Raw genomic sequence first — 18897 nt, 5'->3', positions numbered from 1 at the left:
GCCGACCAAAAATGCCGTGATTTTTGGACCGGCTATTTTTTTACTTGATTCGTAATTGTTGACCAGGATATAATAAGAAATTATTTGGATCGATACCATTTAGTTGATACAATTGATCGACTGAAATTCCAGCTCTTGCTGCTACTTGATTTGGCCCTTCACCATTTTGAACAGTAATGTATTGTTCACCAGCTTGTGCATTTTGTTGCTGATTTTGTTGGTCTTGTTGATTATTTTCTGTCGAACTTGGTACTGACTCTTCGCTTGAAGTTGAACTTGGTACAGATTCTTCGCTTGAGCTTGAACTTGATTCGCTCTCAGAAGTTTCTGTCGTTGAACTTTCAGACGTTGAAGATTCATTGGTTGAAGATTCTTTAGTTGATGATACTAACGAGGAAGATGCTGTTGATGGCGTAGAATCAGCATTCTTTTTATCATGCGTCAACCACATAACAAAACCTGCAGGCACCAAAATACAAAGTGATAGTAAAATTACCAAAATAACCAAGAATTTTGATGTTCCCCGTTTTTGACGACGCTGTTGTGTGCGTGACGTCGTTTCATCGTCAGTGTCATAAATTGGTTGTTCCCATGGTTCTTGTGTTTCATTGTCAAAATCATTTTTCTTTTTACTCAATGTTCCTACCTCCCGAAAAGCTTTCGCTGTGTATTATACCATAGGCATTTTATAGTTGTCGCTAAAATATGACTTCAATTGGTTTCTTTAAATAATTTTAGGAAAATCTCCTGCCAATGTTTTACCGTATTACTTTTTTTGAGAGCTACTGGTCCATAACTTATAGTTGCATTGTCATTATCACAACATTGTTCAGGTTTTTGGAGTATGTTTTCAGCAAAATTACCTAAGATAAAAGCGCGGCGACAAGTAGTCGTGTGAATATATGCTAACATTTGAGCTAATTTATCACTTTTAACCTGCTCATTTACTTTTAATGCTTCCAATACCTCATCTGAACCGATACTTCGACTCAAGTCAAGCCACTTCTTTTGTAGCTCACTATCTCCATCAGATTTTTCCTCTAATAATTGTTGAAAACCACTGCGTTCATCTTGACGCATTTGTTTGAAGTAATGATGAATTTTTTCATCATTTTTTTGATAAAGTAAAATTGCTTGACTCATATTGCCATCACGACCAGCCCGACCAATTTCTTGGACATAATTTTCAAGACTATCAGGCAAATCAAAATGGATAACAAAACGAATATCACTTTTATCAATCCCCATTCCAAAAGCATTGGTCGCAATTAAAATATCCAGTTGATTACTTTGAAACTGGAGCTGCAACCGGCTTCTTTCACTACTATTTAGACCACCATGATAAAAGCCCAAATTAAATTTTTCTTTCAATTGTTGGTAAAGAAATTCCACTGTTTTTTTTGTTGCACAATAAATAATCCCAGGTCCAGTTAAATTTTTCAACAAATTTTCTAAGTCTAGTAATTTTTCTTCTGTCTGCCGAACAAAAAGACGAATATTCTTTCGATCTACGGATTTTTTTACTAATTGATAATTTGAATTAAGTAAAAGTTGGGCAATATCTTTTTGAACAAATGGTGGTGCCGTCGCAGTTAATGCCAGTGTAAGGGGATTGTTTAAAAATTCTTTAACCTTATTTAATTGCCGATATTCCGGTCTGAAATCAATTCCCCATTGAGATATACAATGTGCTTCATCTACGACAAATAATGCAATCTTTTGTTTTTGAAGTACTTGTAAAACTTTCTTTTGCCAAAGCATTTCAGGACTAACGAATAAAAATTTATACTCGGCTATATGAATTAAAACGAATTCTTTTTCTGCTGCTGTCAACTGGCTATTTAAAGCTACGGCTGATCCCAACTCCCGTTTTATTTGACTTACCTGGTCTTCCATTAACGCAATTAGCGGAGATACAATAATTGTAAGCCCAGGAATTAAATAGCTGGGTAATTGATAACATAAGCTCTTACCCGTCGCAGTTGGCAAAACCCCAAGAACATCTTTACCTGCTAATAATGCTGTAATAACCTCCCTTTGACCTGGCCGAAAAGTCGGATAGCCAAAATATTTTTTTAAATAATCTTCTAGTGTCATCCTAACATCCTCTTTTTTGTTTGATTTGATACAACCGAAATTCAAGAAAATCTATGGAAATTTTTTCATTTATAGTACTGTAACGCATAGTATATAAATCTTCGGTTGCAGTTAGGACAGCTAACTTCCTCTCGCTAGATTCTGAAATAAAACGATCAAAAGGGAATTTTTTTTCATAAAGTGACCATTCAACGATATGATCTGAGATTGTGCCTACTTTCAAATTACGGATACGGGCAACATCTGGGATAGACATCCCCTTTAATAAGAGCCGCCGCGTATAAAGCATGCTATTATTATAATTTTGTTGTAAAAGACCTTTTAGCAGCTGATAACATAGCGTATTTCTTTGAGCATTTTTTACTTCTTTTAATAACGGATGAAAACAACTAGCTTGATACAATCGATTCCAGGGTGTTTTTTGAAATGGTTGTGGGAGTATCTGATAGGCAGTTTTTGCCACAACATCTGAACCGCTAAATTGTTGTGCCAAAAAATCACCTGCTTCTTGACTAAGATGATTAAAAAGTTGATAGATTTCTTCATATAAAATTTTAGAATTTACCTTTTCTCGTCTGAGAAGCTGATCAACTGGTCTAGTAAATAATGGACTTGTTTCTAAGGGGCGTAAACTTTTTTTGCCCGTTGAAACCTGCTGAATAAAGTATGTCAGTAGTCGGAAACAATTTTCATCACTGCGACCAAAATTGAAATAATCTACTTGTAATAAATATGTTTGTAATTCTTGTCTGAGTTCACTTCTTCCTTTTCGTGTAATCACATAACTAGCACTGTCATTCTTATCGATTAATCCTTCTTTTTCCAAACTAGTAATAACTGTTTCAAATTCTTTTAAAGAAAGATCAGGCTGACTTCCCAAAAAAGGTAATAAGTCCATAAAAAAAGCATAACTCATAACAGCTGATGTGCGCTTGCCTTTTAATAGATGAAAAAACGTGCTGGTCTTTAACTTGTCAGCCCTTGAAAATAAGGCTAAAATAAATTGATCCATAAAAAATCCTCCTGAAAGTTGGTGGAAAAATGATAACAACTTGTCGTCTTGTCCCAGAACGCTGTATCGCCTGTGGCCTTTGTGCAGTTTATGCACCAGATATTTTTGATTATGATGAAGCGGGTATCGTCTTGTTTAAAGAAGAGCCTGAAGCAAACAAACAGTTTGTGCGTGTCGAAGAAATAACAGCAGTAAAAAAAGCCGCTGCTAAATGCCCCGTCAGAGCAATTCTACTTGAAAAAGAAAAAGTACGCTAGTTGAAATTACTTTAAAAATACTACTTTTATTAATAGAATACCTAATAACTTTAAAATAAACTATAAAGAAAAAAATACCCAAACGACATAGATTTCACTTACTTACAGTTAAAGAAAACTGCAACAAGTAAATCATTTCGTTGGGGTATTCATTTTTATTAATTTAATTATTGACTAATAAGTTTATTTAGCACATAAACGATAAATAGATTCAGCGTAAATATCCATTGCCTTGTACATTTGGTCTAATTCCCATTGTTCATTCGCTTGATGCATAAAGTCTGGTGTGTCTTCAAACATCGCTCCATAAGCTACGCAGTTTTTCATCGTGCGCGCAAAAGTTGCACCACCAGAAATTTCTGGTTCTGTCATATCACCTGTCATCTCGCGATAAGTTGCTAGTAATGTTTTTACTAATGTAGAATCTTGCGGTACATATAATGAATCTAACCAATCGAATTCTTGATATGTCAAATCATATTCTTTCACTTTTGTGGCGATTTTTTCTTCTAAATCTTCTTTTTTAACGGTTACTGGTAAACGCATGTCAACACCAATTTTTGTTTCTTCTGGCGAAATTGTTAGACTAGCAAAGTTCATCGTTAACTCACCTGATTGCTCATCTTGTGTTTTGCCAACAACATTTTCACCTGTTGCATTTTCTTGAACTAATTTACCTAAGAAGTTCAATGGTGCAAAATCTACAACTTCGCTTAATGCCATTGCTAACCGCGTAATTGCGTTGGTTCCTTCTGGTGCGTCTTTTGCGTGTACACTCTTACCTTGAACAACGACTGCATTTCCTTCCATTTCATAAGAAAAGCCCAACTTATCCAAAGCTTCTTTTACTGCTTCAACGTACTCACCTTCATACGGTGCAGTATCTGGAACAACGTTTAGTGCGCCACCGGCATTAACTGTAATTTTATCTGTTCCTGGTCCAATTAGATAAGCTTGCAACAAGCCTTTTTCAGCAAAAGTTAATGGGAAACCATGGTCTGGAGCAATTCCGGCTGTTGCACTCTCTTCTTTTTCGTTATACTTTTCCATACAACGCCACAAGTTTTCTTCATCAGAACCAAAGATAAAGCGAATACGTTGATTAAATTCAACGCCATCATCCATTAATGCCTTCACAGCATAGAGTGCTGCCATTGAAGGACCTTTATCATCTTGAGATCCGCGGCCATAGATAACGCCGTCTTTAATTACTGGATCAAAAGGATCTGTATTCCAGCCTTTTTGATCAGCTGCCGGTACTACATCCATGTGGCATAAAATCGCAAATAAATCTTCACCTTCACCGACTTCAGCATAGGCATAATACCCTTCAGGATCTTTAAAAGTCCGAAAGCCAATGCCAGCACAAATTTCTAAAACTTGATCCAAAGCTTTGACCACATTTTTACCAAATGGATGGCCTTTGCCACTGTCTGATTCGTCCAGAACAGAAGGAACCCGAATTAATTTTTTTAAAGCCTCTACTGCTTCTTCGTGGTGTTTTTGGGTAACGAATTGTTTCATTGTACTACCTCCTAAATTTTAAAGTAAAAAAGTGAATTTCTATAACTTTTTTACAAATTACCAAAAATAAGAAAAAGAGAGCTTCAAGGATAACCGAAACTCTCTTTTTAGAACTGAGAAACTCAGTTATAGATATAAAGTTAATCTTATCTTAGCTAAATTTCAGCAAATTGTCCATTCTATAACATTGTTCCAATTGCAAGCAAGATACAAATTGCAACAAATAAGATTGCAATCAATTTGGTGATGTATTTCCACCATTTACCGATATCAATACGGGCAATCGCAACAGCACCCATTACGATAGCAGAAGTTGGTGTAATTAAGTTTACCAAACCTGAAGCAGATTGATACGCTGTGATAACTAAATCTTTACCAACCCCAGCAAATTCACCCATTGGTCCAATAATACCCATTGTTGCAGCAGCAAGACCAGATGTTGATGGAATTAAGAATGACATTGGAATGTAGAAGATAAATGTCAAAATGATAAAGATGATAGATGAAAGACCTGAAAGTCCTTTTTCACCCCAGTTTAAGATTGTATCTGTAATCATACCATTGTTCATGACAACTTGAATACCACGTGCTACGGCTACAACGATGGCAACCCCGATTAAATCAGAAGCACCAGTTAAAAATTCAGAAATAAAATCTGATTCTTTAAAGCCATAGACAATCGCAACAATAATTGACATCAACAAGAACAGCATTGTAATTTCTGGGAAGTACCATTGTCCAAATGGCAACATGTCTTTTCCTAACACCATGCCTAAACCTGGAAGACCGGACAACCATTTCGTAAAGTTCGCAAAAATATTAATACCAAACTCTTCCCATGGAATCAAACTCAAAATCATTAAGAAGAATGTCAAGATAAACAAGATATTTACATTTCGTTGTTTTTTCGTTACACCTTCTTGACGGCTGATTGCTTCAATATCAAAGTGTTTTGCATCTTCTTCTCTTTGGCTATAAACTATTGATTTTGTTGGATCTTTTTCAATTTTTGCTGCATAACGATAAACATAAGCAATTGAGATACCTACTAAGACAACCCACATGATAAGTCGTAGTAACATACCGTCAGCCATTGAAATACCCACTGCATCAGAAGCAACCCCTGTGGCAAACGGGTTAACTGTTGATGCCAAACAACCAACTTGAGAACCAATTAATACGATTGATACAGCAACAATAGAGTCAAAACCAACTGCCATCATAACTGGAATCAGTAGTGAATAAAATGGGATTGTTTCTTCGGCCATCCCGTAAGTTGAACCACCCAAGGCAAAGATTGGTAATAAAATAAAGATTAAGTTCTTTTCACGACCTTTAAAGCGCTTTACAATCGAGCCAATACCTGCATCTAATGCGCCGGTTTTGTTAACGATTCCAAGAAATCCCCCAACGATTAAGATGAAAAATGAAATAGAGATGGCTGGATCTGTTGTATCAGAACCTAACATCCCTAAAACTGGCGCCATCATAACATCGTAAAACCCTTGTGGATTTTGAGCAACCCGTTCATAGGTTCCCGCTAAGATGTTACCAGCATCGTCCACTTTATATTGACCGGCTGGAATGAACCAAGTCAAAATGGCGATGAATGCAATGATAATGAATAATACCGTGTACGCTGAAGGCATCTGAAATTTTTTCTTCGTTTGCGTATTTTCCATTTATTCTCTTCCTCTCTTTTCTATATTGTAACTATAAAATAGATTACATAGTTATTTTATCAAAGATAAGACAATCTGTGAAATAATTACAAGAGTTTTTTTATCGTCTTTTTCTTTTTGTTATTATGCATATTCATTTTATAGTGTACGTATTTGTAAGTAGAACGGATTGCCACGATCTTTGTTCCACTCCTATAACAATTGTAACGCTACATTTTTTTACTAATATGAAAAATACCCCTTTAAAAATGCGATGAATTTCTCTTTATACATTATCTTTTTGATTATTATACAATTCATTGTATATAAAATCCCAACAAGATGAAAACGCTTTATCATTTTACTTCTTTTTGTATTTTATTTCATAAAAAAAAGTCAATGTTTTTTTGAGTTAGAAAAATTGTATTTTATTAAGCATTGTAAGCTAGAAAATTACTTTAACAAGAATATTCAGACTTCGATAATAAATAAAATAATGAAAAACAAAATATCGTCAGAGTATTGGTATACACGGTATTTTTTCAAATAAAAAAGAGAGTGGAACAAACGTGAATCTAGTGTTTGTTCCACTCTCTTTTTTATTTTATCCAATACGTTGTTGTTTACGTCGTTTTTGTTCTAAAAACGGCAGTAATTTCGTATAAATGACTAAGAATGCTGCACTGACAATCCCACCTTTTAATAAATTAAAAGGAACAACGCCAATCGCAACATATTGCGCTAAAGACATACCCAACATTTTATCAGCTGTTAGCCCCAATACATTCAAGTAAACAGGTGTAATAACAAAATAATTGGCAATACTCATAAAAAATGTCATTGCTAAAATTCCGCTGGTAACACCTAAAACTTTTTTAGTGGTTTTTTTATTACCAATTTTATTTCTATTAAAGAAATAATACATCGGTAAGGTAAAGAGAACACTAGCAAAAAAGCTAGCTGCATCTCCAATTAAATTACTTAGTTCCAATCCCGTAGTTAGTAAATGTAATACAGATCGAATAAAAGCTGTGGCAATTCCTGCCATCGGTCCGAATAAAAACATACTCAACATAACCGGTATGTCACTAAAATCAACTTTCATAAAAGAGAAAGCCGGTAAAAGCGGAAATGCGACATACTGCAAAATAACTCCCATTGCCGCAAATAACGCGACAGCTACCATTTTTTGTACCTTTGTGTTCTTCATTGAAATCCTCCTAGTTAAGGACCCATCTTCAATCGAACCATTTAAAATAACTTTTCCAATAAAAAAACTCTATTTTCCATACAGGGAAAATAGAGTTAGAGTTATCTGAAATAAGCTACTTCAAATAAGCCCTATCTTCTTTATCCAGACTTTACTGTCGGTATCGGAATTACACCGATTCAACCACAATTAATGCAGTTCGTGGACTATTACCACCGGTCGGGAATTACACCCTGCCCCTGAAGACGAACCTTTATTTAATTACACTTACATTATATAAGAAAAGAAAAAAAATACAAGTATTAATTCTTGGCTAAATTTAAAAGTTGACTCACTTCTTTTTTGTGCAAGGGACGATACTCTCCTGGACGCAAATTTCCCAATGTCAAGTTGCCATATTTTTCCCGTTTTAATTTTTGAACGGGCAATCCTACTGCTTGTAGCATTTTTTTCACTTGGTGATTTCTTCCTTCGTGAATCGTTAACTGAATAATTGCGGATTGTGCTTTAGTATCCGCAGATAAAATATCATACCGTGCAGGTGCATATTTGACACCTTCAAAAAATAATCCTCGACTTAACGGACGTAATTGTTGCTTTTCTGGTATACCTTTGACTTTCGCGACGTATACTTTATCCACTTCATGTTTAGGATGCGTTAATTTTTGAGCAAATGCACCGTCATTGGTTACTAATAATAAACCAGAAGTATCATAATCCAAACGACCTACTGGATAAATTCGTTCAGGAATCCCCATGAAGTAGTCTGTTACTACTTTACGGCCTTTGTCATCACTAACTGCTGAAATTACGCCTCTAGGTTTATAAAAGATAAAATAGACAGGTTCTTCTTGATTAATTGGAACATTGTCCACTTCAATTTGATCTTTGAGACTGACTTTAATTCCTAATTCAGTTACAGTTGTACCATTAACTTTAACCCGACCTTGACTAATCAATTCTTCTGCTTTACGACGTGATGCAATGCCTGCATGGGCAATCACTTTTTGTAGTCTTTCCATTATTCTTGTCCTCCATTTTCTGCTCCACTAAAACGATCATAAAATAGATCCATTGGAACATCTTCAGTCAATTCATCTTCCATCGCTTCAATATCTGGTAACTCTTCTAACGTTTTCAAACCAAAGTAGTCCATAAAATAATCAGTTGTTCCATATAAAATTGCCCGGCCCGGTCCATCAACCCGACCTTTTTCTTCAATCAATTGTCGGGCTACCAATTTTTGAACTGATCCACTAGATTGAACTCCTCGAATTTCATCAACTTCCATTCGCGTTAAGGGCTGTTTATAAGCAATAATTGCTAATGTTTCAAGTGCTGCCTGCGATAGCGTATTGGCCATAGGAGATTGTGCGTATTTTTTTAACAATGGAGCAAATTTCTTTTTAGTTGTTAAAACAAAATGGTTGCCAACTTCTAAAATATGCAATGCAGAATTTTCACTTTCATCGTAGTGGTGCTGCAATTCTTGTAGCATTTTATATGTTATTGCTGTTTTAGTTTCTAATAAATAACTCAATTCCTCTAAGCCGATTCCTTCGTCTCCAACTACGAATAAAATGGCTTCTAATTCACTAATTTTCATTGCTATCTCCTGTTGCATATAGGATAATCTCACCATAATTTTCTGATTGCGTAATAATTACACTACCCGTTTTTATCAGTTCTAATACTGCCAAAAAGGTAGTGACAACTTCACTTTTTGTATAGTTTTGTAAAAAATCAGTCAAATTTTTACCTTCATGTGATTTTAAAGTAGCTAAACCAAGTTTTATAGAAGACATTTTATCTTCAATCGTTGTTTCATCAGAAGCAATAGTTGTTTCAACTATTTGACGTTTTTTCTTCTTTTTCAACATATTGTGAAAAGCTAAAAATAAGTCAATTGTATTTAATTGATTTGCTGGTAAAAGTGGATTATTTTCTTTATAATCATCGACATCCATTGGTTCTTTAGTAAAATAATCGCGTCTTTCTTTGGCTTTATCGGATAAAACTTCTGCTGCATATTTAAATTTACGGTATTCCAATAACTGACTAACCAAAACTTCTCTTGGATCTTCTTCATATACATCTTCTGCTACTACAAATTCTTGCTTGGGTAAGAGCATTTTAGACTTGATAGCCATAAGCGTGGCTGCCACTACAAGGTAATCACCTGCAACTTCTAGTTCTAAAGTCTGCATAGCGTGAATATACTGCATGTATTGCTCTGTAATAGTTGCAATTGGGATATCATAAATATCGATTTCCAGTTTTTGAATCAAATGAAGCAATAAGTCCAATGGGCCTTCGAAGACATCTAGTTTAACATTAATTTCACTCATAATTCACCAACTCTTTTATGCACGAGGAAAATATTGCTTGTAGACATCCGTCATGCGTTTTTTTGTAATATGGGTATAAATTTGCGTTGTTGAAATATCGGCATGACCTAATAGTTCTTGGACAGTTCTTAGATCAGCACCATTTTCTAACAAATGTGTAGCAAAACTATGACGCAATGTGTGCGGTGTTACTGTTTTATAAATACCAGCCTTTTGAACAATTGCTTTTAAATTTTTCCAAATCCCTTGCCGACTGAGTCCACTACCGTGATTATTCACAAAAAGATGTGGTTCTTCGGGGTTTTTACGAGTCAAATAGGGTCTGGCTTCAGCTAAATAGCGACGTACCCATTTTATTGCTATTTCTCCTAAAGGGACAATTCGTTCTTTGTCCCCTTTCCCTAAGGTTTGTAATAACCCCATCTCCAAATGAATATCATTTAATTTCAAATTAATCAATTCACTTACCCGCAAGCCCGTAGCATACATCACTTCTAAAATTGCACGATCTCGTAATCCTAGTGTTTCATTTGTATCAGGTGTGGCCAATAATTTTTCCACTTCCCCTAAACTTAATGTGTCCGGCAACTTTTGTTGTTTTTTAGGGGAATCGATATGTTGCATCGGGTCATGATCTGTATACCGTTCTTGACGCAAAAATTGGTGAAACCGCCGTAAACTTGTAATCATACGGGCAATCGTTGCATTGGAACGGCCGCCTTCTTTTAGTTCTTGTAAAAAACTAACAACAGTAAAACGATCAACTTCTTGCCAGTCAGCTATCTTCTGCTTTTGCAAAAAAGAGAGGTACTGTAAAAGATCTCGTTGGTAACTTTTCTTTGTATTTTCGGTAAGGCCTCTTTCAATTGTCAAATAATGTAGATAATCTGTAATTTGTTCTTGCATAGTTCTCCCTTGCCTTCTTCAATTGCACCTTTACCATCATACCAAATCAGAAGCATTTATAACAGACAAAAAAAGAAGCTACGCCAAAGCCTTCAATCGACTTTGGCATAACTTTATTTTTTTTGACAGTTTCGGCATAAACCGTGAAAAGTTAAACGATGATCTTTGACGACAAAATGATATTTATTTTCAACGATTTCTTCAACATCGCCTAACAAATCTTCTTCAATTTCTTCAATGTTACCACATTCAATGCACAACAAATGATGATGAAAATGCTGTGCTCCTTCTTTTCTTAAATCATAGCGGGAAACACCATCGTTAAAACTGACCTTATCGACGACGTGTAATTCTGTTAAAATCTCCAACGTCCGATAAACAGTAGCTAAACCAATTTCCGGACTTTTTCGTTTTACAAAAAAGAAAACTTCTTCAGCTGAAAGATGATCTTTTTCATTTTCTAATAAGACTAACAACGTTGCTTCTCGCTGCGGAGTTAATTTGAATCCGGCTTCGTGAAGTTGTTGTTTCACTTTTTTCATTGTAGTTGTTGTATTCATATATTCTCCGCAACCTTCTTTATAATTATTATAAACTAGCGTTTAATTACATGCTCTAGATTATACTTATTATAAGGAAAAAGCAAGAATTATACAAGGTCTGTTTTCTCAATTAGATAAGTAAAACCATCTTTTTGCTCCACCAATTTCTCTTTTAGCAGATGCCCCATAGCTCGTTTAAATTGTCCTTTACTAATCCCAAACATTTCTTGAATACTTTCTGGATCTGATTTATCAGTGTAGGGCATTTTATTTTCATTGGCTCGCCGCAGATAGGCCAGTAACATTTGAGCATCATCACTAATCGCTTCATAGGCTCGTGGTTTAAGTGAAACATTCAAGACTCCATCAGGTCTTACCCCAATAATGCGTCCAGAGACGACTTCGCCCAAGCGAGGTTCTTGATAGCGTTCACTAGGATGAATAAAACCAAGATAAAAATCTTCTGTTAAAAGGTATGTTCCAGCAATTTTCAAGCGAAATACGGTACCAGTGATATTTTGATTTTTTTGTTCTTCTTTGCCTTTTTTACTCATTGAACGAAAGACTTTTTCTTCTGCCAATGTGCCCCAAATTCGGCCTTTTTGATCAATGCGTAACGCTACTAACAAACGATCCCCTTTTTTAGGCCATAATTCTGTTAGCGTTGGCAGTTCGTCTAAAGAAACAGCAATCTCTTTGTCTGGTAAACCAATATCCACAAAAACACCTAAATCGCGTCTTGTTGCAATCACTGTAGCAAAGGCATAATGACCTTTACGACTTTTTGGAATATTAGTTGTTAACGCATTTTCATGTCGTTGATTTTGGTAAGCAAACCCCGTAACACTTTCACCTAATTGACGCTCACCTTCGCTTTTTGGTAAACGGAATGTAACTCCGTTTTTTTGAACAAAATAGGCAGTTTCATTTTCATCTATTACCATTCCATTAATAATTGTAGCTAATAATTCATTCATATTTTTTCTCCTTGTTGCGCACATGCGCCTAACTAGATGACTAGCCGGATTACAGCAATTGCTACAATACCGACAATCACAATTTTCATTAAGTCCTTCGTATAGTAACCTACCATTAAAGCAGGGATACTGGCAAGTACTTCTGGTCCTTTAATGCTTGGCCAATTGCCTACCTTGAAATTCAACAAACTTTGTATTAAAAGAGCAAATAAAATACACAGGGGCAAATAAGATAAGAAAATTTCCACTTTAGGAGGGAATTTCAGTTTTTGCGCAAACGCAAAAGGTAAAACTCTTGGAATCCAAGTGACAATACTACAGCCTAAAATTAAAATCAGGATATTCCAGCTAAGCATCATGCGTCACCGTCCCTATTAAACATCCAATTAAAGTTGCCGCAATTACCGCAATTTCTGCCGAAGTAAAACGCATAAATAATATTAAAGCGATAACCACACTAGTCACCACTTGCAATGTTTGCTGCGTTCGTTTTTTCAATGGCAATTCAATTTGAAAAAGACACAATCCTAAAAACATCGCTGTTAATGCAAAATCTAGGCCAAATCGATTAGGGTCAGGAATAAATTGACCTAAAAGTCCCCCACATACGTTGGCTAAAACCCATGTAAAATAGGCAGCAACATTTAGTCCGTGCATCCATTTTACAGTTAATGGTCTTTTTTCTTGTAGAGCAGTTACTAAAACACCATAAGATTCATCTGTTAAAAGTGATCCAATACCTATATTATTTAAAATTGAATTTGGTTTAAAATAGCTAGTTACAGATAAGCTCATCAAAAAATGACGGGAATTAACTAAAAAAACTGTTAAAATGATTGTTGAAATTGGTGCGTGAATTGCCAACAAACCACAAATAATAAATTGACCGCTACCGGCATAAACAAATAACGATAACAATAAAATTTCTAAAAGAGAAAGCCCCACTCCTTTTTCAACTACACCTGCAGCAAAGCCTATCCCCATGTAACCTAACATTGTGGGCACACAGGCTTTTACACCATCTGAAAAGCTATCATAGCGCTGAACTTCTTCCATAAAAAATGCCCCCTTCTTTTCGTTTGCTTTTAATCATAACGAAAAAAAGAGGGCAAGACAAGCAATTATCAGAAAATAAATAAAATTCGTTCTTTTATTATCTAATCGTATGATCGTTTCCGTTACCACGGAAATAACCGGTTTTACAATTAATTGTAACAATATAATATGGTAAAGCTTTAGCTGAAATTCCTTTTAGTAAAGAAGATTGGGTAGTAGTGGCAAACAAGTTATAATACCCCTCACCATTTTCAATCGTAACAGGCTCTAAGTAGTAACCACCAGGCACAATATACCCCCGTTCGATACAGGTTTGGATAACTTTTTCTTGGATACCAGAATTCCATGTCCAAGCAGGGTTCGCACTATCTGCTACTGCGCTTGGATTCGTAGCCATAATCGGCGCATTCTCCGTATTGGGATGCATATTAGGAGAAGCTTCCGCAGGTAAAGTACTATTTTTCTGGGAATTTTGCTGACTCGTAGCATTTTGTGCTTGATTTGCGGCACTAGCTGCCGCTTCTTGCTCTTGTTTTTTCTTAGCAGCTGCGTCTTCTTGTTTACTTAATGCAGCGTCAACTTTTTTTAAGTTTTCTGCTAAAGCTTTCTTTTGGTTACCGTTAACTAATTTTTCTACCGCTTTTTGGGCTGTTTGATAGTGCGTGCGACTCGCATTTTCTTTAACCTTATCATCCGTATAAAGAACGGCTACTGCTTGTTTGGCGTATGTCAAATCGTTGAATTGCGACTTTGCATCACTAATAACACCATTGATTGTTTTTGCAAATTCATCGCCTGAGGATAGTGGTTCAACATTAGGTGCATCGCCTTTGATTGCGACATCGTTTTTCACCTCAGTACCATTTATAATTGGACTTTCAAACAAATTATTCACACTCGTAACAATAGTAATTTTTTCTTTTATATTTGCTATTTCAAGGGTCAAGTTATGGGCCTGATCTTTTGTTTCTTTATTAGTAGCTTTCTTTGCCAAGTCTTTAACTTGTGTCGCTAAATCATCTAATTCAAAACGTGTTTTATCTGTTTTAACAAATTGATGCTGCTCATCAGCATAAAAGTCAGCCAACTTGTCTTGTATTGTTGCTTCTTGTTTTTCAATTTTTTGTTGTGCTTCTTGAGCAGCTGCTTTTACATTTTGATCATAAACATAATAACCATAACCCGTCCCCCCTAAAACAAGTGCTGCTGCCAAAAGAATGTAAGGCCATTTCTTTTTCGGAGTTTTAGGCATTGATGTATTACTATTACTCATATCTGTAGTTGCTACACTATCTACCCCATCATTTTCAGCTGACTCGGATATAATACTTGCCTCAGATTGTAGGTGTGTGTCGTCTGTTTTATGCTGATCAACTTTTAATTGTTCTAACATAGGTGCTTTTGGTGTCGTGTGCTCAGTTTGGACTTCTTTTTCTTTACTTTTCGTAGCTTTTATTTCTTTATCATCAACTATTGTTTTCGTTTCTAAAGTAGTTGTTTCCTCTAACTCTGTTGTTTCCTTTGCAACTTCGATTTCTTCTTTTGTTTCATCTTTAATCTCTGCTAAATTTTTCTCATGCGCAGTATCTGCTAAATTTGTTGAATGATCATTTTTTCTTTCATCAATTTTTTTATTCTTCAACTGAGAGTCAGTCAATTCCTCTTTCATTTCAGCGTTATCGGAAATACTCTTTTCATCATCTTCAACTTCCGTTTTATTTTCTTGTGAAGTTGGAGTTGGTTCGGCTTCTTCGTAGTCATCTTTATGTTTTTTAATATAATCAGCTAAAATAGGATTCACATCAGCCAATTCATCTTCTTTAGTTGCTTCATTTAAAGACTCCTCTATCACAGAACCAATTGAGACATCCTTAAAATCCGACCATTTAACGGAATCGTTATTTTCGCGGTTATTTTCTTTTATTGTTGCAAGTTTCCCGGCAATATTTTCTTTTATTTCTTCACCACAACGCGGACAAACCATTTTACCGTCAAGAGGTTCAAACCCACAGTGGGGACATTTGTTAATCACTGTTTTCCTTGCTTCCTTTCTGCATAAAACTTTGATTTCACATTAGCCGGCTAAAAAACTACCAGACTATCTAGTCCATTATAAACGTTTCAGCTTAGGATAGGAAGTTAGGATTTTATTAAGAAAATTACAGTTATAAAACACTTGCAAAAGCATAAAACTTAAATAAAAAACTGTTGTGCCAACTTTACAGCACAACAGTTCTTGTTTATTCTAAGAAATCCTTCAATTGTTTAGAACGAGATGGATGGCGCAATTTCCGTAATGCTTTTGCTTCAATTTGGCGAATTCGTTCTCTTGTAACACCAAAAACTTTTCCGACTTCTTCAAGAGTTCTAGTACGTCCGTCATCAAGCCCAAACCGGAGACGTAAGACGTTTTCCTCTCGGTCTGTTAAAGTATCTAAAACATCTTCTAATTGTTCTTTTAATAGTTCATAAGCTGCATGTTCAGCAGGGCTCGTTGCTTCTTGGTCTTCGATGAAATCACCCAAATGGGAATCATCCTCTTCACCAATTGGCGTTTCCAACGAAACTGGTTCTTGCGCAATTTTTAAAATTTCACGAACTTTTTCAGTTGGTAAATCCATTTCCGCTCCGATTTCTTCTGGCGTTGGTTCCCGCCCTAAGTCTTGAAGTAATTGTCGTTGAATTCGGATCAATTTATTGATTGTTTCCACCATGTGAACCGGGATACGAATAGTCCGAGCTTGGTCCGCAATAGCGCGTGTAATAGCTTGACGAATCCACCAAGTAGCATACGTTGAAAACTTAAATCCTTTTCGGTAATCAAATTTTTCAACGGCTTTCATTAAGCCCATATTGCCTTCTTGGATTAAATCCAAAAATTGCATGCCACGTCCGACATAACGTTTAGCAATCGAAACAACCAGCCGTAAGTTTGCTTCAGCCAAACGTTGCTTTGCTTCTTGATCGCCTTCTTCAATTTTTAAAGCTAAATCAACCTCTTCTTCAGCGGTTAGCAGTGGTACCCGACCAATTTCTTTCAAATACATGCGCACTGGATCGTTAATTTTAACGCCTGTTGGTGCGGATAAGTCTTCTTGTTTGGCTGCTTCGGCTTTCTTTTCATTGCTCTTTAAGCTGTGAACAGACGGTTCTCCATTTTCATCGACAACACTAATACCAGCATCTTCAACTTTTTGGATTAATTTGTCCATTGCGTCTGCATCTAATGAAAAAGGTGTGGCCAATTTATTGGACAACTCGTCGTATACGACTTGGCCATTGGGTTTATTTTCCTTGATAAAAGCATTTACTACTTTATCATATTCTGTGTTTTGTTCTTTTGCCATGAAAAGAAGGCCCCCTTTGTGTAGTTAAGCTTGCTGCAATTGCTTCGTTAAATCTATTATTTCAACTGCCAACTCTAATGCCTGTTGCATATTGCCCAATTGACTTGCTTCTTGCTGCAGAAATTTCTTTTGTTTAATTTTTTCAGCAATACGCGCCTTTTGGAATAAACGCAAGATGCTTTTTATTTCCTCTTCAGAAGAATCTTCCGGCACAGTGAGGTAAGCAATTTCAATCACTTTATTTTTTATTGACGGTTCCGTCAGGTAATCAAGAAAATCTGGTAATGAAAAACGACCAAAACTCTCTAGAAAATTTTCAAACATAAAATAAATTGTTTGATACTCATCATGAATAAAAACTAATTCATTTTGTTGGAAACGTGCAAGTAACGAACTATCATTAAAAAGTCGATACAAAATTAATTGTTCTCCACGTTCTACTTGTGTTATCACCCGTTTAGGCGGCTGCTGCGTACCAGTATTTTGTGACTCGTGGCTACTAAACTGTGGAAGTTGACGATGATCCTTCGTTGTTTGTTTTCCTGATTTCGTTTCTTCTTGACGCTGTCTTTGTTTAAATTCATTTAATTGTTGTTGTAATGTTTCGCGACTTAAATGAAATTCCGTTGCAATTTGAGTTAAATAGCGATCTTGTGCCAACAGTGAATCAACTTTCACTAATTCTTGTAAAAGCGCTGTAACGTAATCTAGTTGCTCCATTTCATTACTTAAATTACGGTTTTGACGCAAGTAAGCCATTTTAAACCCAAAAACCGTTTCACGGCCATGATAAGCCAACTCATAAAAAGCTGCATTCCCATATTTTCTAACATAATCATCAGGATCAAGTTTTTCTGGCAACTGCAAGATTGCTAAGTCCAAATTACTGTGTTCATCTAATAAACCAATAGCACGATCAGTAGCAGCCAAACCAGCTTTATCACCGTCATAACTAATAACAATTTCACCAGCGATACGTTCAATCGCACTAATTTGTTGACTGGTTAAACTCGTTCCCATACTGGCAATTCCGTTCTTAACGCCGGCTTGCCATGCAGCAATAACATCCATAAAACCTTCAAATAAAAACACCGTATTTTCTTTACGAATAGTCGGTCTGGCTTTATCAAAGTTAAACAGGACTTGTCGTTTATTAAATAATTCAGTTTCCGGTGAGTTCAAGTATTTTGGCTGATTTTCTCCAGGAAAGTCGGTAGTTATTAAGATTCTTCCTGAAAAACCAATTGTCCGGCCTTTGGCATCTTGAATCGGAAACATAATCCGCTGATAAAAACGATCAACTAACTCACCGTTTTCTCTTTCAACAAATAGTCCCGATTGCGACAAAAGTGACATTTCAACTTTTTCATTCGCAAATACTTGTCGTAAAAATTGCCTTTCATTAGGTGCAAAGCCAATTTCAAACTCTTCAATCAACTCTTCAGTTAAGCCTCGGCTCAATAAATAATCCAACGCAGGTTGTCCGACAGCAGTATTCACCAACATATGATGATACACTTCTTTTGCTTTCTCATGGAGCCTTATTAATCCTTGTTGCGATGAATTGATGGCGTGTGATTCAGTATTCACTTTGTATGCTTCTGCAAAAGGAATTTGCTCAATTTCAGCCACCTTCGCAACTGCTTCTGGAAAAGTCAATCCTTCCAACTCTTCCACAAAGCCAAAAACATTGCCACCGCGCCCACAACCAAAACAATGAAAAATTTGTTTGTCTTCTGCAACAGAAAAAGAAGGTGTTTTCTCCTCATGAAAAGGACACAAACCTACATAATTTTTGCCGGCTTTTTTTAGCTGAACGTATTGCCCAATGACTTCGACGATATTGCTTTTTTCGCGGATGTCGTCAATTACATTCTGAGGTATTCTTGCCAACCCACTCACCTCCAGCCTGCAAATTATTAATTAATTGTTATCGGTAAAAAATCGCACTAATTAAAAA

18 protein-coding genes and 1 riboswitch are annotated in these 18897 nt (G+C 35.9%); of the genes, 1 reads left to right on the top strand and 17 read right to left on the bottom strand.

The features are described 5' to 3' along the window. Window positions 1-40: 40 nt before the first annotated feature. The 3 genes from EsVE80_RS05230 to EsVE80_RS05220 form a co-directional block, all read right to left on the bottom strand. A complete protein-coding gene (locus EsVE80_RS05230) occupies window positions 41-637 on the bottom strand; it encodes an SAG1386/EF1546 family surface-associated protein (RefSeq protein WP_173102766.1) in 597 nt (198 codons plus the stop codon). A 74-nt stretch (window positions 638-711) separates the two neighbouring features. Then, window positions 712-2097 carry a RecQ family ATP-dependent DNA helicase gene (locus tag EsVE80_RS05225; RefSeq protein ID WP_173102765.1) on the bottom strand — a complete coding sequence of 462 codons (1386 nt, stop codon included), beginning with the start codon at window positions 2095-2097 and terminating at the stop codon, window positions 712-714. A gap of 1 nt (window position 2098) precedes the next feature. Beyond that, on the bottom strand, window positions 2099-3109 hold the full coding sequence (locus EsVE80_RS05220) for a helix-turn-helix domain-containing protein (RefSeq protein WP_173102764.1): 1011 nt from the start codon (window positions 3107-3109) through the stop codon (window positions 2099-2101). 29 nt (window positions 3110-3138) lie between these two features. Between EsVE80_RS05220 and EsVE80_RS05215 the strand changes: the two genes are divergently transcribed. Next, window positions 3139-3366 carry a ferredoxin gene (locus EsVE80_RS05215; protein WP_173102763.1) on the top strand — a complete coding sequence of 76 codons (228 nt, stop codon included), beginning with the start codon at window positions 3139-3141 and terminating at the stop codon, window positions 3364-3366. Between the two features lie 183 nt (window positions 3367-3549). On the opposite strand, the gene EsVE80_RS05210 is transcribed toward EsVE80_RS05215, so the two are convergent. The 14 genes from EsVE80_RS05210 to dnaG form a co-directional block, all read right to left on the bottom strand. Then, a complete protein-coding gene (locus EsVE80_RS05210; protein ID WP_173102762.1) occupies window positions 3550-4890 on the bottom strand; it encodes a M20 family metallopeptidase in 1341 nt (446 codons plus the stop codon). Between the two features lie 179 nt (window positions 4891-5069). Beyond that, the gene (locus tag EsVE80_RS05205; RefSeq protein ID WP_173102761.1) at window positions 5070-6572 is read right to left on the bottom strand and encodes a YfcC family protein; all 1503 of its coding nucleotides are present in this window, start codon (window positions 6570-6572) and stop codon (window positions 5070-5072) included. Between the two features lie 583 nt (window positions 6573-7155). Next, window positions 7156-7761 carry an ECF transporter S component gene (locus EsVE80_RS05200; RefSeq protein ID WP_173102760.1) on the bottom strand — a complete coding sequence of 202 codons (606 nt, stop codon included), beginning with the start codon at window positions 7759-7761 and terminating at the stop codon, window positions 7156-7158. A gap of 129 nt (window positions 7762-7890) precedes the next feature. Then, window positions 7891-8012: riboswitch (FMN riboswitch) on the bottom strand. A 51-nt stretch (window positions 8013-8063) separates the two neighbouring features. Further along, a complete protein-coding gene (locus EsVE80_RS05195; RefSeq protein ID WP_173102759.1) occupies window positions 8064-8783 on the bottom strand; it encodes a pseudouridine synthase in 720 nt (239 codons plus the stop codon). After that, window positions 8783-9367, bottom strand: coding sequence for an SMC-Scp complex subunit ScpB (gene scpB / locus EsVE80_RS05190; RefSeq protein ID WP_173102758.1), 585 nt, complete (start codon window positions 9365-9367; stop codon window positions 8783-8785). The genes EsVE80_RS05195 and scpB overlap by 1 nt, the downstream gene beginning before the upstream one ends. Further along, window positions 9357-10109 (bottom strand): segregation/condensation protein A, encoded by a 753-nt coding sequence (locus tag EsVE80_RS05185; protein ID WP_173102757.1) that lies wholly within the window; start codon window positions 10107-10109, stop codon window positions 9357-9359. Before EsVE80_RS05185 ends, scpB begins: the two co-directional genes overlap by 11 nt. A 15-nt stretch (window positions 10110-10124) precedes the next feature. Beyond that, window positions 10125-11015, bottom strand: a complete 891-nt coding sequence (gene xerD, locus EsVE80_RS05180) for a site-specific tyrosine recombinase XerD (RefSeq protein WP_173102756.1) — start codon at window positions 11013-11015, stop codon at window positions 10125-10127. A 113-nt stretch (window positions 11016-11128) separates the two neighbouring features. Next, window positions 11129-11575, bottom strand: a complete 447-nt coding sequence (gene fur, locus EsVE80_RS05175) for a ferric iron uptake transcriptional regulator (RefSeq protein WP_173102755.1) — start codon at window positions 11573-11575, stop codon at window positions 11129-11131. Window positions 11576-11664: 89 nt separating this feature from the next. Beyond that, the gene (locus tag EsVE80_RS05170) at window positions 11665-12534 is read right to left on the bottom strand and encodes a CvfB family protein (RefSeq protein WP_173102754.1); all 870 of its coding nucleotides are present in this window, start codon (window positions 12532-12534) and stop codon (window positions 11665-11667) included. 32 nt (window positions 12535-12566) lie between these two features. Next, window positions 12567-12890, bottom strand: coding sequence for an AzlD domain-containing protein (locus tag EsVE80_RS05165; protein WP_173104128.1), 324 nt, complete (start codon window positions 12888-12890; stop codon window positions 12567-12569). Beyond that, window positions 12883-13590, bottom strand: coding sequence for an AzlC family ABC transporter permease (locus EsVE80_RS05160; protein ID WP_173102753.1), 708 nt, complete (start codon window positions 13588-13590; stop codon window positions 12883-12885). Before EsVE80_RS05160 ends, EsVE80_RS05165 begins: the two co-directional genes overlap by 8 nt. 97 nt (window positions 13591-13687) lie before the next feature. Next, a complete protein-coding gene (locus tag EsVE80_RS05155; RefSeq protein ID WP_173102752.1) occupies window positions 13688-15622 on the bottom strand; it encodes a cell division site-positioning protein MapZ family protein in 1935 nt (644 codons plus the stop codon). A 208-nt stretch (window positions 15623-15830) separates the two neighbouring features. Next, the gene (gene rpoD / locus EsVE80_RS05150; RefSeq protein WP_173102751.1) at window positions 15831-16937 is read right to left on the bottom strand and encodes an RNA polymerase sigma factor RpoD; all 1107 of its coding nucleotides are present in this window, start codon (window positions 16935-16937) and stop codon (window positions 15831-15833) included. Window positions 16938-16961: 24 nt separating this feature from the next. Continuing rightward, window positions 16962-18830 (bottom strand): DNA primase, encoded by a 1869-nt coding sequence (gene dnaG, locus EsVE80_RS05145; RefSeq protein ID WP_173102750.1) that lies wholly within the window; start codon window positions 18828-18830, stop codon window positions 16962-16964. Between the last annotated feature and the right edge of the window lie 67 nt (window positions 18831-18897).

Origin of the sequence: Enterococcus saigonensis (genome assembly GCF_011397115.1) — a bacterium.
GTDB classification, from domain to species: domain Bacteria; phylum Bacillota; class Bacilli; order Lactobacillales; family Enterococcaceae; genus Enterococcus_C; species Enterococcus_C saigonensis.
This window is presented reverse-complemented; position numbering and strand designations above follow the sequence as displayed.

Excerpts from the sequence above, each read along its gene's own strand:
- EsVE80_RS05225 (WP_173102765.1), bottom strand. The coding sequence starts at position 2,097 with ATGACACTAGAAGATTATTTAAAAAAATATTTTGGCTATCCGACTTTT.
- EsVE80_RS05220 (WP_173102764.1), bottom strand. The coding sequence starts at position 3,109 with ATGGATCAATTTATTTTAGCCTTATTTTCAAGGGCTGACAAGTTAAAG.
- EsVE80_RS05215 (WP_173102763.1), top strand. The coding sequence starts at position 3,139 with ATGATAACAACTTGTCGTCTTGTCCCAGAACGCTGTATCGCCTGTGGC.
- EsVE80_RS05210 (WP_173102762.1), bottom strand. The coding sequence starts at position 4,890 with ATGAAACAATTCGTTACCCAAAAACACCACGAAGAAGCAGTAGAGGCT.
- EsVE80_RS05205 (WP_173102761.1), bottom strand. The coding sequence starts at position 6,572 with ATGGAAAATACGCAAACGAAGAAAAAATTTCAGATGCCTTCAGCGTAC.
- EsVE80_RS05200 (WP_173102760.1), bottom strand. The coding sequence starts at position 7,761 with ATGAAGAACACAAAGGTACAAAAAATGGTAGCTGTCGCGTTATTTGCG.
- EsVE80_RS05195 (WP_173102759.1), bottom strand. The coding sequence starts at position 8,783 with ATGGAAAGACTACAAAAAGTGATTGCCCATGCAGGCATTGCATCACGT.
- scpB (WP_173102758.1), bottom strand. The coding sequence starts at position 9,367 with ATGAAAATTAGTGAATTAGAAGCCATTTTATTCGTAGTTGGAGACGAA.
- EsVE80_RS05185 (WP_173102757.1), bottom strand. The coding sequence starts at position 10,109 with ATGAGTGAAATTAATGTTAAACTAGATGTCTTCGAAGGCCCATTGGAC.
- xerD (WP_173102756.1), bottom strand. The coding sequence starts at position 11,015 with ATGCAAGAACAAATTACAGATTATCTACATTATTTGACAATTGAAAGA.
- fur (WP_173102755.1), bottom strand. The coding sequence starts at position 11,575 with ATGAATACAACAACTACAATGAAAAAAGTGAAACAACAACTTCACGAA.
- EsVE80_RS05170 (WP_173102754.1), bottom strand. The coding sequence starts at position 12,534 with ATGAATGAATTATTAGCTACAATTATTAATGGAATGGTAATAGATGAA.
- EsVE80_RS05165 (WP_173104128.1), bottom strand. The coding sequence starts at position 12,890 with ATGCTTAGCTGGAATATCCTGATTTTAATTTTAGGCTGTAGTATTGTC.
- EsVE80_RS05160 (WP_173102753.1), bottom strand. The coding sequence starts at position 13,590 with ATGGAAGAAGTTCAGCGCTATGATAGCTTTTCAGATGGTGTAAAAGCC.
- rpoD (WP_173102751.1), bottom strand. The coding sequence starts at position 16,937 with ATGGCAAAAGAACAAAACACAGAATATGATAAAGTAGTAAATGCTTTT.